This is a genomic window from Bradyrhizobium sp. SZCCHNRI20481 (assembly GCF_032485055.1).
Classification (GTDB): domain Bacteria; phylum Pseudomonadota; class Alphaproteobacteria; order Rhizobiales; family Xanthobacteraceae; genus Bradyrhizobium.
The window spans coordinates 82,727-98,830 of sequence record NZ_JAUEUE010000025.1; the positions used below are offsets into that span (position 1 = coordinate 82,727).

11 protein-coding genes are annotated in these 16,104 nt (G+C 66.1%); 4 read left to right on the forward strand and 7 right to left on the reverse strand.

The window, feature by feature from the left end:
- Window positions 1-18 precede the first annotated feature (18 nt).
- Window positions 19-975: a type I pantothenate kinase gene (coaA, locus tag QX132_RS31545; RefSeq protein WP_315740433.1), complete on the forward strand. Its 957-nt coding sequence runs from the start codon at window positions 19-21 to the stop codon at window positions 973-975.
- Window positions 976-1,023: 48 nt separating this feature from the next.
- Here the strand turns inward: coaA and QX132_RS31550 are convergent, their stop codons facing one another.
- Window positions 1,024-3,264: a PAS domain-containing hybrid sensor histidine kinase/response regulator gene (locus tag QX132_RS31550; RefSeq protein ID WP_316163703.1), complete on the reverse strand. Its 2,241-nt coding sequence runs from the start codon at window positions 3,262-3,264 to the stop codon at window positions 1,024-1,026.
- Between the two features lie 127 nt (window positions 3,265-3,391).
- On the reverse strand, window positions 3,392-3,619 hold the full coding sequence (locus QX132_RS31555; RefSeq protein WP_315813444.1) for a hypothetical protein: 228 nt from the start codon (window positions 3,617-3,619) through the stop codon (window positions 3,392-3,394).
- Between the two features lie 295 nt (window positions 3,620-3,914).
- Here QX132_RS31555 and QX132_RS31560 point away from each other — a divergent pair, with 295 nt between their 5' ends.
- The gene (locus QX132_RS31560) at window positions 3,915-4,481 is read left to right on the forward strand and encodes a Panacea domain-containing protein (RefSeq protein ID WP_315813443.1); all 567 of its coding nucleotides are present in this window, start codon (window positions 3,915-3,917) and stop codon (window positions 4,479-4,481) included.
- A 514-nt stretch (window positions 4,482-4,995) separates the two neighbouring features.
- Here QX132_RS31560 and QX132_RS31565 read toward each other — a convergent pair.
- Window positions 4,996-6,537 (reverse strand): YifB family Mg chelatase-like AAA ATPase, encoded by a 1,542-nt coding sequence (locus tag QX132_RS31565; protein WP_315813442.1) that lies wholly within the window; start codon window positions 6,535-6,537, stop codon window positions 4,996-4,998.
- A gap of 229 nt (window positions 6,538-6,766) precedes the next feature.
- Between QX132_RS31565 and QX132_RS31570 the strand changes: the two genes are divergently transcribed.
- Window positions 6,767-7,837 carry a DUF2336 domain-containing protein gene (locus QX132_RS31570; RefSeq protein WP_315798569.1) on the forward strand — a complete coding sequence of 357 codons (1,071 nt, stop codon included), beginning with the start codon at window positions 6,767-6,769 and terminating at the stop codon, window positions 7,835-7,837.
- Between the two features lie 19 nt (window positions 7,838-7,856).
- Here the strand turns inward: QX132_RS31570 and QX132_RS31575 are convergent, their stop codons facing one another.
- The 4 genes from QX132_RS31575 to QX132_RS31590 all read right to left on the reverse strand — a co-directional run bounded on the left by QX132_RS31575 (window position 7,857) and on the right by QX132_RS31590 (window position 13,372).
- Entirely contained in the window at window positions 7,857-8,690 is an 834-nt protein-coding gene (locus QX132_RS31575) for an outer membrane lipoprotein carrier protein LolA (RefSeq protein ID WP_410052925.1), read from the reverse strand.
- Between the two features lie 123 nt (window positions 8,691-8,813).
- Complete coding sequence (locus tag QX132_RS31580) at window positions 8,814-11,288, reverse strand: DNA translocase FtsK (RefSeq protein ID WP_316163704.1); 2,475 nt, start codon at window positions 11,286-11,288, stop codon at window positions 8,814-8,816.
- A gap of 11 nt (window positions 11,289-11,299) precedes the next feature.
- The gene (locus QX132_RS31585; RefSeq protein ID WP_316163705.1) at window positions 11,300-12,514 is read right to left on the reverse strand and encodes an aminotransferase class I/II-fold pyridoxal phosphate-dependent enzyme; all 1,215 of its coding nucleotides are present in this window, start codon (window positions 12,512-12,514) and stop codon (window positions 11,300-11,302) included.
- Window positions 12,515-13,183: 669 nt separating this feature from the next.
- Window positions 13,184-13,372, reverse strand: coding sequence for a hypothetical protein (locus tag QX132_RS31590; RefSeq protein WP_315716967.1), 189 nt, complete (start codon window positions 13,370-13,372; stop codon window positions 13,184-13,186).
- On the opposite strand from QX132_RS31590, the gene bamA reads away from it, so the two are divergent.
- Window positions 13,323-15,824: an outer membrane protein assembly factor BamA gene (gene bamA / locus QX132_RS31595; RefSeq protein WP_316163706.1), complete on the forward strand. Its 2,502-nt coding sequence runs from the start codon at window positions 13,323-13,325 to the stop codon at window positions 15,822-15,824. The two genes, QX132_RS31590 and bamA, sit on opposite strands and share 50 nt — an antisense overlap.
- The last annotated feature ends 280 nt before the right edge of the window (window positions 15,825-16,104 follow it).

The window sequence follows — 16,104 nt, forward strand, 5'->3', positions numbered from 1 at the left end:
GAAACGAAGGGCAGCGTCATGGATATGCGCACCACCGAACAACAATATAATCCGTACCGCGTCTTCACCCGCGAACAATGGGCCGAGCTGCGCAACGACACGCCGATGACCTTGGAGCCCGGCGAGTTCTCCAAGCTGCGTTCGATGCACGATCGCCTCGATCTCAAGGAGGTCGAGGACATCTATCTGCCGTTGTCGCGACTGCTGTCGATGTATGTCGACGCGGCGCAGCGGCTGTACTACGCGCAGCGCCAGTTCCTCGGCATCCGCGACCGCAAGATGCCCTACATCATCGGCGTTGCCGGCTCGGTGTCGGTCGGCAAGTCCACCACCGCGCGCGTGCTGCAGGCCCTGCTGGCGCGCTGGTCGCCGCGGCCGAAGGTCGATCTCATCACCACCGACGGTTTCCTCTATCCGAACGCGGTCCTGGAGCGGCAGGGCCTGATGCAGAAGAAGGGCTTTCCGGAAAGCTACGACCTGCCGCGGCTGCTGGGCTTCCTCTCCGACATCAAGGCCGGCCGGCATCAGGTGCGCGCGCCGGTCTACTCGCATCTCACCTACGACATCGTCCCCCATCAGTGGGTCGAGATCGACCAGCCGGACATCCTCATCGTCGAAGGCGTCAACGTGCTGCAGACCGGGCCGCTGCCGCGCGACGGCAAGGCCGTGCCGGTCGTCTCCGACTTCTTCGACTTCTCGGTTTATATCGATGCCGACGAGGCGATCCTGCGCAAATGGTACGTCAAGCGCTTCCTGTCGCTGCGCGACACGGCGTTCCATGATCCGCGGTCCTACTTTAACCGCTACGCGCTGCTGTCGGACGAGGAGGCCATCGCCACTGCGATCGCCATCTGGGAGCGCACCAACCTGGCCAATCTCGAGGACAACATCCTGCCGACGAGGCCGCGCGCGACGCTGATCCTGAAGAAGGGCGCGGACCACGAGGTCGAGACGGTGGCGCTCAGGCGGTTGTGAGCGTGGCCCGCGAGCGCAGCGCTGAACTGATCCGCTCCAACTAATTACTTACGCCGCCACCTGTCGCGCCGCCGCCAGATTCGCCAGCGCCACGTCCAGCTTGTCGCGATCGATCGGCTTGACCAGGAAGCCATCCATGCCGGCCTCGAAGCAGGCGTAGCGGTCCTCGACCAGGGCATTGGCCGTGAGCGCCAGGATCGGCGTGCGCCGGCCGGGCTCGCTGGCCTCGATGGCGCGGATGCGCTTGGCGGCAGCAATGCCGTCGAGCTTCGGCATCTGCACATCCATCAGGATCAGATCATAGGGCGCGCCGGCCGAGCGCGCCGCGAGCCAGGAGTCCAGCGCGGCTTCGCCATGCACGGCGATGTCGGCGTGGTGGCCGAGCTTGGTCAGCAGCGAGCGCATCAGCAGCGCGTTGATGTCATTGTCCTCGGCGACGAGGATGGACAGGCTCCCGCCGGCCTGAACCGCAATCGGCGGCGCGATCGTCGGGATTGGATCGTCAGCGAGTGCCGGAACCGTGCCATCGGTGTCGAAGCTCACGCGCGCGGCGAGCGAGGCGGCCCGCAGCGGCTTGACCAGATAGCCGTTGAACGGCGCCGCGGGTGTCAGCTCGTGGCGGCTCGCCGGCGTGACCAGCACGATCAGCCGTGTCGTGTGATGTTGCGCGGCCCCGCCCAGACGGAGCGACGCGTCGCTGCCGATGGCGTCGTCGACCAGCACGGCGTGCCAGGCGCGTTCGGGCAGCAGGGCTTCCGCCACCTCGGCCTCGGCGACCAGGCAGGTCTGCGCGCCCCAGTTCTGCAGGCGCCGTTCGATCAGCTCGGCCTGCAGCCCGGCCGGCGCGACCAGCATGACCGACTGTCCCGCGAGGTCGGGGCCGCGGAAGCTGTTCTGCTCGCCGCGCTCCAGCGCCGGCGGCAGCGGCACCGACACCTCGAAGGTCGAGCCGGCGCCGAGCTGGCTCTGCAGCGCGATGCGGCCGCCCATGCGTTTGACGATCCGGTCGGAGATCGCCAGGCCAAGCCCGGTGCCGCCGAAGCTGCGCGCCACGCTGTCGTCGGCCTGCTCGAATTCGCGGAAGATGCGCTCCTGGGCGTCGGCTGCGATGCCGATGCCGGTATCGCGCACCTGGAAGCTGATCTCGTTCGGCCAGATCCCGGGCTCGGCGATCAGCGCGACGCCGCCCGAAGCCGTGAACTTGATGGCGTTGCCGGCGAGGTTGAGCAGCACCTGGCGCAGCCGCGCGGCGTCGCCGGTCACCCAGGTCGGCAGCCGCTCGTCGAGATAGGCCGCGATCTCCAATTGCTTGGCCTGCGCCCGCGGCGCCAGCAGCTCGGTGACCTCCTCGATCAGCGTCGCCAGCGAGAATGGCTGCGCCTCCAGCGCCAGCTTGCCGGCCTCGATCTTGGAATAGTCGAGCAGCTCGTCGATCAGCGACATCAAGGCTTCACCCGAGGTGCGAACCGCCTTGGCGTAGGTGGTCTGCTCCGGCGTCAGCTGCGTCTCGAGCAGCAGGCCGCTCATGCCGAGGATGCCGTTCAGCGGTGTGCGGATCTCGTGGCTCGCCATCGCCAGGAAACGCGACTTGGCGCGGTTCGCCGCATTGGCCTGGTCGCGCGCCTCCGCCAGCGCGCGCTCGGTCTCGGTGCGGTCGGTGACGTCGCGGCCGACACATTGCAGCACGGCGGGCTGGCCGGCGTCGGAACGCACCAGTGCCTCGCGCCATGCGATCCAGCGCGGCCCGATCGCGCTCTCGATGCGCTGGTCGTGGACGCGCGTGCCGTTCGGCTCCAGCGCGCTGTCGCCCTGCTCGATCAGCTCGAAGGTGAACGCGCTGCCGAGCAGCTTGTCGCGATCGAGGCCGGCCATCCGGCAATAGGCGTCGTTGACGAAGATGATGCTGCCGTCGCGCGCGCGCATGACGATGAGGTCGCCCTGCTGCTCGAACAGATTGCGGGCGCGCTGCTCGGCTTCCTGCAGCTCCCAGTTCCGGTCGGCCAGCACCTCGTTGTGGAGCGCAATCTTGTGCATCTTCCTGGCGACGAAGCGCAGCCGCATGCTGAGCGTGGCGAGGCCGACGCAGGCGAGCGCGAACAGGAAGCTGGCTCCGATCGCGAACGTGTGCGGGTTATAGCCGGAGTTCTCGGAGATGCTGGCCCTGATGAAGCCGTACGCGCCGCCGAAGCCGGCGGAGAAGATCATCAGCGAGCGCAGGATGGCGAAGATGGTGCGGTGACGGCGCATGAACCGGCGCAGGCGCAGCCTGACGTGAAAAATCGGTCCCATCTCGATCACCCCCGACGATTTCGATCCCAATGTCATGGCCGGCCCGCACCATGCGGCGTCGGTATTGCTGAGACTTTGAAAGGTCGTGCACGCGCGATTCTGCCGTGCAGAGATGGTGAACCGGGCGTTAGCCCGGCTCACAGAACCGGATCGGTCGGTGATGAGGCGTGGTTGCGCGCGCGGGATCGTCGGTGAAGTCGACATGGAGATCGGCGTGAAAGGGCGCGGAGCCGAGCGAGACGCCGTCGGCACCGACGGCAATGCAGGGCTGCGGGGAGGGCGCCAGTTCGAGTCTGGCGATGACCGCCGCCGCGATCAGCGGCACGGCCGAAACGAGGACCTTGAAACGCAACATGATACGCACCGACGCGGAAGGCCTGATGACGGAACGCGGACCCTATGGTTGTCGGAGCGTAAAGAGAAGTCGTTACCAGAGTGTTGAGGGGGCGTCCGGAGGCCCCTGAACGAGTAGACGAAACGGTACGCTCGGATGCCACTGCCGCCGTAGCAAAATCGCAACAGTAACGAGAAATTGACAAAAATACTATTGACGGAGAATCGGCCTATATCCGTTGACACTGAAAAACTATAGTTTACATAGAGACTATGTTCTTGTTTCGTTCTTTTCCTCTTGCAGAGGGGCTCTTCCTATGACCTTTAATGCAAGAAAGGCCTCACAGGTCATCGCATTCTTTATTGCAAGAAATGGCCAGAACGCCCTCAACATTTTGAAGGCGATCAAGCTGGTCTATCTGTCTGATAGACAAAGCCTAAAAGCATTCGGATTCCCGATACTGGATGAGCCGCGAGTTTCGATGCCGCATGGGCCCGTAAACTCCACCACGTATAGCCACGCAAATGGTGAATATGATCTGGAGGCCTGTGGCTGGTCCGAACTCTTGGAAGACCGCGCCAATCATCTTATCGGAGCCAAGAAGCAAATTGATATTGGCGAGCTTGATGAGCTGAGCGATGCAGATATCCAGTGCTTAGATGCGGTATGGAATGAGTTCGGGCAGATGGGTAAATGGCAGCTGGTCAACTATACCCATGACCGTAACAACATTCCCGAATGGGAGGACCCTAACGGGAGTTCGAAGCCGATTCCGGTAGAGCGCATACTAACTGCTCTTGGATTCAAGGACGCGGACGTACAAGCCTCACTGATTGAGGAAAACAGATATCTGGACAAGGTTTTTCAGTCACTTCGTGGATGAGCCATGGCGACGTACGTTGCCTGCAGGTGCCAGACGTTACTGTTACCATCCGGCACTTACAACGATCCCAACCGAAAGCACCTTTTCATAGTCTGCACGGACGCGTGCGAGGCTGGTAATCACATTATTGTCTCCGTAACTGAATGGCAGAATCATCTGTGCGACGGAACTACACGGCTTGGAGTTGGGGACCATCCGTTCATCACAAAGGATTCTTACATTTTCTATCGAAAGGCTCGAATCGAGAGTGGAGCGGCACTTGCCGCCGGGGTGGCTGCTGGCCTGTTCGTACCACGTGACCCAGCCTCGGAAGCTTTGGTCGCAAAGATTCTAGAAGGAATCTGCGCTTCCCTCCAGACGCCACGAAAGGTCAAAAACTACGCTGGTTGTTGACTCCGGCACAATCGCTCACAATTCGGGATATCCTGTAGTGGCGCTTCGGTTGCCATTGAGTTTCCTCTGACTATCGATGCGACAGGGTAAGCTTGATCGCGTCTTGAGCTCAGCGGTAAATCTACGCGGCCGCATGGCGACTGTCCTCGGCCAGCGCGCGATACGACAGCGCCTCGGCCAGATGCAGCCGGCCGATGGTCTCGGCATGATCGAGATCGGCGAGCGTCCGCGCCACGCGCAGCACGCGGTGATAGCCGCGGGCGGACAGCCGCATCGTCTCGGCGGCCTCGCGCAGCAGCTTCTGGCTGGGCGCATCGAGCCTGGCGATCTCGTCGAGCACGGCGGCCGGCGCCTCGGCGTTGGTCCGGATGTGCGGCAGGCCGGCTTTGGCATAGCGGGCGCGCTGCAGGTCGCGCGCGGCCGCGACGCGGGCCGCGACCTCGGTCGAGCCTTCCTTGGACGGCGGCAGGATCAGGTCGGCGGCGGTGACCGCGGGCACCTCGATGCGCAGGTCGATGCGGTCCATCAACGGGCCGGAGATGCGCATCTGGTAGTCGGCGGTGCAGCGGTCGATGCGGCCGCGCTTGCAGGCATAGCCGGGCTCGAAGGCGTTGCCGCAACGGCACGGATTCATCGCGGCGACCAGCATGAAGCGGGCAGGGTAGGTGACCCGGTGATTGGCGCGCGAGATCGAGACCTCGCCATTCTCCAGCGGCTGGCGCAGCGAATCGAGCACGCGCGGATCGAACTCCGGCAGCTCGTCGAGGAACAGCACGCCCTGATGCGCCAGCGAGATCTCGCCGGGGCGGGCGCGCAGGCCGCCGCCGGTCAGCGCCGCCATGCTGGCGGAATGATGCGGGCTGCGGAACGGCCGCCGCGACGTCAGCGCGCCGCCCTCGATCTCGCCGGCGACCGAGGCGATCATCGAAACTTCCAAGAGTTCTGCCGGCGACAGCGGCGGCAGGATCGACGGCAGTCGCGCCGCCAGCATCGACTTGCCGGCACCGGGCGAGCCGATCATCAGCAGATGATGCCCGCCGGCGGCCGCGATCTCGAGCGCGCGCTTGCCGCTCTCCTGGCCCTTGATGTCGCGCAGGTCGAGCAGGCTTGCGGGTGCCTCCTGGATCTTCGGCTGCGGCCGCGACAGCACCTGCGTGCCCTTGAAATGGTTGGCGATCTGGATCAGCGAGCTCGCCGCGATGATCTGCAGGTCCGGGCTCGCCCACGCCGCCTCGGCGCCGCAGGCGGCCGGGCAGATCAATCCTTCCTCGCGCGCATTGGCGCCGATGGCCGCGGGCAGCACGCCGGCGACTGGCGCGATCGAGCCGTCGAGGCCGAGCTCGCCCAGCACGGTGAAGCCGCCGAGGGCATCCGGCGGAATGGCGCCGATCGCGGCCATCAGCCCCAGCGCGATCGGCAGGTCGTAATGGCTGCCTTCCTTGGGCACGTCGGCCGGCGCGAGGTTCACGGTGATGCGCCGCGCCGGCAGCGCCAGGCCCGAGGCGATCAGCGCCGAGCGCACCCGCTCGCGCGCTTCCGACACCGCCTTGTCCGGCAGGCCGACGATCGCAAACGCCGGCAGGCCGGGTGCGACCTGGACCTGCACGTCGACCGCGCGGGCCTCGATCCCCTCGAAGGCGACGGTGGAAACGCGCTGGACCATGATGCCCCTCCCAGCGACCAAGCTAGCGGAAGCAGGGATTGTTCGCAAGAACAATACAGGAACACGGTCGTTGCCACGCTCTGTTGCAATCCATTAACGACAGCCGCGCGGGTTGCAGCTCCGTCCGCCGGGCTTAACGCCCCTTTAGTCCGGCCTTCGCATTCTTCCTCAATTGATGATCGACCCGCGCCTCTGTCATAGCCAAGAGGCGCCCAACGAGGGACGTGCGATGCCTCCAGCGCCTGCGGCAGCTCCGACCGCCAAGACGCCCGCCGGTGATGCGCGGACGGTGTCCGAGCTCGCCACCGACTTGCTGCGCCGGACGACCAGCCTGTTCCTGGCCGGTCCGCGGCCCGCATCGGACGAGCAGCTCGATCTCTACGATCAGATGTTCGCTCGGCTGATGCCGCAGGTCGCGACCGAGCTGCTGGCCGAGCTGAGCATGGCGCTCGCCGGCGTCGAGCGCGCGCCTTACGCCACGGCGCGGCTGCTCGCCGTTCACCCCGAATTGCGCGTCGCCGGGCCGATGCTGGCCAAGGCGGCGGTGCTGACCGAGCGCGACCTCGCCGAGTTCATCCGCACCGGCAGCCCGGCGCATCTCGTCGCGCTCGCCAGCCGCAGGGGCATTGGCGACAGCCTCACGACGCAGCTGATTGCACGCGGCTTTCCGGCGGTGCGCATGGCGCTGGCACAGAACCTCTCCGCCCGGCTGTCCGAGGATGGCTATCGCAGCCTGTTCAAGATCGCCGAGCGCGACGAGGATCTCGCCGAAAAGCTCGCGCTGCGCACAGATCTGCCGGCCAAGCTGTCGCGGGCCTTCGTCGCCGCGGCGAGCGAGGGCGCCCGCGCCCGCTTCATCAAGGCCGCACCGCCGGCGACCCGCGCCACCCTGCAGGCGACGCCGACCCGCTCGCCCGGCGCGGCAATGCGCGCGATCTGGGATTATCAGCAGGTCAAGGCCGAGGTTGCCGCCCTCAGCCGCACCGGCAAGCTCGGCGACTCCGCCGTCAACCGCTTCTGCGCCACCGGCGATTTCCCTGCCGTGATCGCAGCGCTGGCGCTGCTCTGCGTCGTCACCATCGAGACGATCGAAGCGCTGCTGGAGGAGGACCGTCTCACGGATCTGCTGCTGGCCTGCAAGGCGGCGCGGCTGAGCTGGGCGACGACGTCGATGATCCTGCGCGGCCGGCCCGGCTGCGACGCGCTTCCGGCCGATGACCTCGAGGAGGCGCGCAAGCGCTTCGAGAAGCTTGCACTGTCCGAAGCGCAATGGAAGGTGCGCGGGCTCGAATCGCGCTGAGCGAGCGCGAGAGGCGGCGTCAGCCCGGCGGCGTGCTCGGATAGGCCGTGAAGTCGATCTTGAACATCGCCGGATCGAGCTTCTTGGTCGTATCGAGATTGTAGACGGCGATGGTGGTGTCGTAGCCCTGCGGATCGGTCACGGTCCACTGCTTGAGCTGGCCGTCCTTGACGCCGAGCATCAGCATCAGCCGGCTGGTGCCGATCAGCGCCTGCTTCTCCTCGATCGTGATCGTGACGTAGAGGTCGTCGGCCGCGACCGCGATCACGTTGGTGTCCTTGAGCAGGTCGATGCGGTCCGACAGCAGATAGCGCAGCGGCGTCTGCGACAGCGGATAGACGTCCTGGGTCGCGAGCTTGCGGTCGCGCACGACCAGCGAGGAGCCGTCGGCGATGATGTCGATCGGCGTCGGCGGCTCGTATTCGAAGCGGACCTTGCCCGGCTTCTGGATGTAGAAATCGCCCTTGGTCTTGCTGCCGTCCGGGCCGACCTGGACGAAGTTCCCGACCAGGGTCTGCAGCGACGACAGATAGGCGCTGACCTTGGCCGCCTGCGCCTTCTGGTTGGCGTCGAACGAGGTGAAGATGCTGGCCGGCACATTGCGCCGGGGATCGGGAATGACCGGATTGGGCGGGGCCGTCTGGGTGGTCGAGGGGCTCTGGCCGGCCCGCTGCTGGTCGGAGGCGCTGAGCTGGGAGCCGCTCTTCGGGCCTGATTTCGGAGCCGGCGTGCCCTGCGCGGCGGCGTGACCGGACGCACCGGCGACAGAGCATGTCGCCACGGCGCAGGCGACCAGCCAGGCGCCGATCCGGCGCCCGCGCGAAGCTGCGTGATACGAAAACGTGCTGTTCAACAAGGAGCTTTTCAAAACGACGTCCTGAGTTTTACGCGTTCTATCCCGGATCGGGCGGGCAGCGTGATCGTAATCGCGTGAAGATCGGGCACCGAAGCGGCGTTTCTGCGGCCATCGGGGCCGTCAGAATCCGCCTTCCTCCTCGGGCACCAGGATCTCGCGCTTGCCGGCGTGGTTGGCCTGGCCGACGATGCCTTCCTGTTCCATCCGCTCCATCAGCGAAGCGGCCTTGTTATAGCCGATCTGCAGCCGGCGTTGAATGTAGCTGGTGGAGGCCTTGCGGTCGCGCTTGACCACGGCGACCGCCTGGGAGAACAGGTCGTCGCCACCGCCGCCGCCCATGCCGGTGGCATCGAACACGGCGCCATCCTCCTCGCTCGGCTCCTCGGCGGTGACCGCCTCGAGATATTCCGGCGAGCCCTGTGCCTTCAGATGCTTGACGACCTTCTCGACCTCCTCGTCGGAGCAGAACGGGCCGTGCACGCGGCTGATGCGGCCGCCGCCGGCCATGTAGAGCATGTCGCCCTGGCCGAGCAGCTGCTCGGCGCCCATCTCGCCGAGAATGGTGCGGCTGTCGATCTTGGACGTGACCTGGAAGGAGATGCGGGTCGGGAAGTTCGCCTTGATGGTGCCGGTGATGACGTCGACCGACGGGCGCTGCGTTGCCAGGATGACGTGCAGGCCGGCGGCGCGCGCCATCTGGGCGAGGCGCTGCACCGTGCCCTCGATGTCCTTGCCGGCGACCATCATCAGGTCGGCCATCTCGTCGACGATGATGACGATGTAGGGCAGAGGATCGAGGTCGAGCTTCTCCTCCTCGTAGATCGCCTTGCCGGTTTCCTTGTCGAAGCCGGTATGGACGGTGCGCGTCAGCTCCTCGCCCTTGGCGCGCGCTTCGCCCAGACGGGCATTGTAGCCGTCGATGTTGCGCACGCCGAGCTTGGCCATTTTCTTGTAGCGCTCCTCCATCTCGCGCACGGCCCATTTCAGCGCGACGACGGCCTTCTTCGGATCGGTGACGACCGGCGTGAGGAGATGCGGAATGCCGTCATAGACCGACAATTCGAGCATCTTCGGATCGACCATGATCAGCCGGCACTGGTCCGGCCGGAGCCGGTAGACCAGGCTCAGGATCATGGTGTTGATCGCGACCGACTTGCCCGAGCCGGTGGTGCCGGCGATCAGCATGTGCGGGGTGCGGGCGAGATCGATGATGATGGATTCGCCGCCGATGTTCTTTCCGAGGCACAGCGGCAGCTTGGCGACGCTCTCGGTGGCCTCCTTGGCGACGAGCAACTCGCGCAGGTACACCTTCTCGCGATGCGCGTTGGGCAGCTCGATGCCGATGGCATTGCGGCCGGGCACGACGGCGACGCGCGCAGACAGCGCGCTCATCGAGCGGGCGATGTCGTCGGCGAGGCCGATGACGCGCGACGATTTGATGCCCGGCGCCGGCTCCAGCTCGTACAGCGTGACGACCGGACCGGGATGCGCCTTGACGATCTCGCCGCGCACGCCGAAATCCTGCAGCACGCCCTCCAGCGCGCGCGAATTGGCCTCCAGCTCGCTCTTCGACAGCGGCTGGCGATCGGACGATTTCGGCGCCGCCAGCATCGAGACCGAGGGCAGGTCGTATTTGTCGTTGGACTTGCGCGCCGGCGTCTTGGCCGCGGGCTTCTTGCGGGCGCGGGGAGCGGGCTCCTCTTCCTCCTCGTCGTCCTCGCCCTCGTCGGCCTCTTCCTCGTCGCCGCCGTTCTCGTCCATCTCGGGCGCGAGCGTCGGCTTGCCCTGGCCGCGGCCCAGGCTCGGCTCCTGCCGGCTTGCGGCGGCGGCGCGCGGCTGCGGGCCTGATGACACCAGTGCGCGGTAGGCCGTGCTCAGGAACCAGACGACCTGCGCCTTGGCGCTCATGATGGCGTGGAACACCCAGCCGAGCCGGATCGCCTTGCGGTCGTCGTCGTCCTCGGGGTCGGCCAGCGGCGTGTCGTCGTCCTCATCCGCGAGCAGGCTCGGATCGGCTTCCTTCGCGCCCATGCCGCCGGCCACCAGCAGGCAGCCGATCATCGCAACCAGAAGAAGGGCGCCGAGCACCAGCCGATAGATCACACCGGGCGGCCCGAACACCACGGCCGGTGCGCGCACCAGGGCGTCGCCGACCACGCCGCCGAGACCGGTCGGCAGCGGCCAGGCGTGCGAGCGCGGCCAGCAGCTGGCAAGTCCGGCGGCGATGACGGCGCCGAGCACCCAGGCGCCGAAGCGCAGCGCCTCGCGATCGAACGGCCGGTGCGTCATCATGCGCCAGCCGCGGATCGCGATCGGCAGGATGACCATGATGGCGCCGAGGCCGAAGATCTGCATCAGGAGATCGGCGCCGATCGCGCCGGGATAGCCGACGATGTTGCGGATCGCGCGCGAGGTGGCGTGGCTCAGGCTCGGGTCCTGCACCGACCAGGTCATCAGCGCCGCCGCGGCGATGCCGGACAGGCCAATCAGCGCGAGGCCCGCGAGCTCGCGCAGCCGCCGCACCAGCGCGTCGCGCAGCGACGTCGGCAGGTGGTTGACCAGGGGAATGACTCGTTCGATCGCCGGCATCTGCATCAGCCCCGCGATTATCCCAGGACCTCGACCAGCCGGTGCAACGCCTCACCGGTGGAGTCGGCATCGGCCACCAGCGCCAGCCGGATATAGCCGACGCCTGGATTGAAGCCGTCGGCTTGCGGCCGCGCCAAGTAGCTGCCGGGCACTACCCGCACGCCGGCGTCGCGATACAGCCGCAGCGTCACCTCCTCGTCGCCGCCGCGATCGGCGACGTCGAGCCAGACGCAAAAGCCGCCATCGGGCCGCCTGTAGCCATAACGGTTGCCGATGATCTGGTCGGCGAGGTCGAACTTGGCGCGGTACAGCCGCCGGTTGTCCTCGACATGTGCCTCGTCGCCATAGGCGGCCACCGCGACGTGCTGCAGCGGCACCGGCACCTGCGGCGCCGCGACGTTGCGCAGCTCGTGAAAGCCCGCGAGGAATCTGCGGTCGCCGGCGGCGAAGCCGATGCGCATGCCCGGCACGTTGGAGCGCTTCGACAGCGATTGGAACGCGACGACGTTGGCGTAGTCGGGGCCGGCATGCTCGAGCATGCTGCCGGGCGCCTGTCGCGTGTAGATCTCCGAATAGCACTCGTCGCTGAAGATCAGAAAGCCCCAGCGGTCGGCGAGCCGGACCAGCTTGCGCATGTAGTCCGGGCTGGCCACCGAGCCTTGTGGGTTGGCTGGCGTGGCGATGTAGAAGGCGACGGTGCGCGCCAAGGTCGCCTCGTCGATCGCATCGAGATCGGGCAGGAAGCCGTTGTCGCGCGTGGTCGGCAGATAGATGGAGTCGCAGCCGGCGGTGCGGGCGCCGACGCCATACACCGGATAGAACGGGTTCGGCATCAGGATCGCGGGCCGTCCGCGGCGCGGGCCGACATGGCGGAGCGCCGCATGGGCGGCGAAGAACAGGCCCTCGCGGCTGCCGTTCAGGACCAGAATCTCGTGCTCGGGATCGATCGCGCGCGGCAGCGCGAATCGCCGCGCCAGCCAGCCGGCGGCCGCCTTGCGGAACGGCTCGATGCCCTTGGCGGCCGGGTAGCGGCCGAACTCGGCGATGTGCTGGGCCAGCACCGGCCCGACGAAGCCCGGCACCGGATGCTGCGGCTCGCCGACGGCGAGCGTGATCATCGGCTTGCCCGGCTTGTAGGGGGCGAGCAGCTCGTTCAGCCGCGCAAACGGCGAGCGTTCGCTCTCCGAATGGCTGGCGCCAGCGGGCGCGGGGGATGAAGCGGTCATTGCCATACGTAAAACGCGCGCCAAACCAGTGGAAGCCGCCGATCGCCCATGAACCGGTGCCTTTGTGGTCACCATAGGTGGGGCGAGGTTAAGACGCGATTAACCATCGGCGCTGCCGCCCGTTTTGATCGGTTTTTCCGGCCCGATCCAGAGGCAATTTCGCAACAGCGGCGGACATTGTCGCGATTCGGGTGGGGCGGCGGGAACCGTAGGAGGGCAAGGCGACCGCCGAAGGCGGTGGCCTGCACACCGCCGAGCAGCGCATTCGCGGTCAGACCGTGGGCATGGCGCTGCCGCGACCTCGGATGGAGCCGCGGCACTACCGCCTCCGCCCATCCTACGGGCCATCGGCTCGCGCGCGAGGGAAAAGGGCGGCCCGGTGCGCCGGAATATCAATGGGAATCTACGCGCACCGGGCCTTGGCCGAACTACTTGGGGGCTTAGTTCGGATGACGATCAATTAGCACCCTCGTTTTTCCCTCGTATTGCCAACTTCCGAAGATTTGTAGAATTTGATTTCGGAAGCCACCGAATGCGGCGCGGCCGGGCCGATTGCTTAACGGAGATGTCCGTCTCAGCCGTGGCTTTCTGGTCGCAGCGCGGGCGACGCACTTATTAGCAGCTCATGCCCTCTGCCGCTCGGTTGGCCCGAGAATCTTGTCTGACCGGAAACATTCAGTCACATCCAGCATCATCAGACATTTCACGAAACGAGATCGGCGCATCGCGACCATCTTTGACGGGCATCAGCGATTCCGGTGGCGTGCCGACGAACGTCTGCGCGCCGAGGACTCTGACTTTCGAAAGAGCGTCGATGATGCGTCTGAGACTGCCGGGCGTGCTTGCCCTGATGCTGCTGGCCATGCCCGTTTCCTCGCTGCCCCGTATGGCCGCGGCGGCACCCGCCGTCGCCAGCGCGATCACCGTCGAGGGTAACAGGCGCGTCGAATCCGACACCATCCGCTCCTATTTCAAGCCGGGTCCCACCGGCACGCTCGATGCCGGCCAGGTCGACGACGGCCTCAAGGCCCTGGTCCAGACCGGCCTGTTCGCCGACGTGAAGATCGACCGGCAGGGCGGCCGGCTGATCGTGCGCGTGGTCGAGAATCCCGTGATCGGCCGCGTCGCCTTCGAGGGCAACAAGAAGGTCAAGGACGAACAGCTCACGGCGGAAGTGCAGTCGAAGCCGCGTGGCACGCTGTCCCGTCCGATGGTGCAGTCGGACGCGCAGCGCATCGCCGAGATCTATCGCCGCTCCGGCCGCTACGACGTGCGCGTCACGCCCGAGATCATCGAGCAGCCCAACAACCGCGTCGACCTCGTCTTCACCATCGAAGAGGGCGTCAAGACGGGCGTGAAGTCGATCAGCTTCGTCGGCAACAACACCTATTCCGCCGCGCGCCTGCGCGACGTCATCAAGACGCACGCAACGAACTGGCTCAGCTTCCTCGGCAACAACGACGTCTATGACCCCGATCGCGTCGAGGCCGACCGCGACCTCATCCGCCGCTTCTATCTGAAGAACGGCTACGCCGACGTTCAGGTCGTCGCGGCGCTCAGCGAATATGACCCGGACCAGAAGGGCTTCCTGGTCACGTTCCAGATCGAGGAAGGCCAGCAATACCGCGTCAGCTCGGTGCAGTTCCAGTCGAGCGTCGCGGCGCTCGACGCCAACACGCTGCGCGGCTATTCGCGCGTCAATGTCGGCGCGCTCTACAACGTCGAGCAGCTCGAGAAATCGGTCGAGGAGATGCAGATCGAGGCCTCGCGTCGCGGCTTTGCCTTCGCCGTCGTGCGTCCGCGCGGCGACCGCAATCTGGAAGCGCATACGGTCGCGATCGTGTTCCAGGTCGACGAGGGCCCGCGCACCTATATCGAGCGCATCACCATCCGCGGCAACACCCGCACCCGCGACTACGTGATCCGGCGCGAGTTCGATCTGTCCGAGGGCGACGCCTACAACCGCGCGCTGGTCGACCGCGCCGAGCGCCGGCTGAAGAACCTCGACTTCTTCAAAGAGGTGAAGATCACCGCCGAGCCGGGCTCGTCCTCCGACCGCGTCATCCTCGTGGTCAATCTGGAGGAGAAGTCGACCGGCGACCTCTCCGTTTCCGGCGGCTATTCGACCACCGATGGCGCGCTGGGTGAGGTCTCGATTTCGGAGCGCAACTTCCTCGGCCGCGGTCTGTACGCCAAGGCGTCCGTGAGCTACGGCCAATACAGCAGGGGCGTCTCGCTGTCCTTCGTCGAGCCCTATCTGCTCGACAACCGGATCGCGCTCGGCCTGGATGTCTACTACAAGCAGCAGCTGGCGAACAGCTATACGAGCTATGGCGTGACGACGATCGGCTTCAGCCCGCGGCTCGGCTTCCAGTTGCGCGAAGACCTCTCGCTCCAGCTGCGATACTCGCTCTACCGCCAGGAGATATCGCTGCCGTCCTACTACAAGAACTGCAACAACAACGCCGCCAACAGCCTGCTCGCCTTCAACCCGACCCCGGCCTACATCAAGAGCGTGCTCGGCGGCGTCGATCCGACCAATTCGACCAGCTCGGGCTATTATGGCTGGGGCTGCTACGGCGATGGCGAATCGAGCCTGCCGGTCCGCAAGGAGCTGAGCGACGGCGCCGCGCTGACCTCCGCGCTCGGCTACACGCTCAGCTACAACACGCTCGACAACAACAAGAACCCGACGGATGGTCTGCTGATCGACTGGAAGCAGGATTTCGCCGGCGTCGGCGGCAACGTCAGCTACCTCAAGTCGGCGGTCGACGCGAAGTATTACTCGCCGCTGGTGGCCGATATCGTCGGCATCATCCACCTGCAGGGCGGCATGCTGAACAAGATCGGCGACAAGGATCTGCGGATGCTCGACCACTTCCAGATGGGACCGAGCCTGGTGCGTGGCTTCGCCTCGAACGGAATCGGGGCGCGCGACATCACTTATGCGAGCCTCGGCGCGACTGGCGACGCGCTCGGGGGCACCAAATATTGGGGCGCCTCGGCGGAGCTGCAGATGCCGTTCTGGTTCCTGCCGAAGGAAGTGGGCTTGAAGGGCGCCGTCTATGCCGATGCCGGTTCGCTGTGGGGCTATCAGGGCCCGACCTCCTGGGCGGCGACCGGCGAGGTCAACACCGCGACCTGCAAATGCGGCCTGCTGTACGATGACAGCAAGGTGGTGCGCTCCTCCGTCGGCGTCGGCCTGATCTGGGCCTCGCCCTTCGGCCCGCTCCGCTTCGACTACGCGGTGCCGCTGTCCAAGGGCAAATACGACACCGTCCAGGAGTTCAGGTTCGGCGGCGGCACGTCGTTCTGAGTGCGGATGAAGCAGGCTTGATTGATCTGCGAGCGTTGGAATCTCGCCTTGACGCCAGCGGCGGTGCGCTCCCCTCCCCCTTGCGGGGAGGGGTCGGGGGTGGGGGTCCACGAATCATGCTCGACATGAGAGTCAAAGCCCATGCCCTGATATCGGCGATAGCGCCGCTTGCTGTTCGCCCGGCGTTCACGCCACTGAAGTCAGCGCCCTGACCGACCGGGTTGATCCCTGACATTTTGGACCGGGCTGATCCCTGACACTATTCGATCACTGCTGTGTT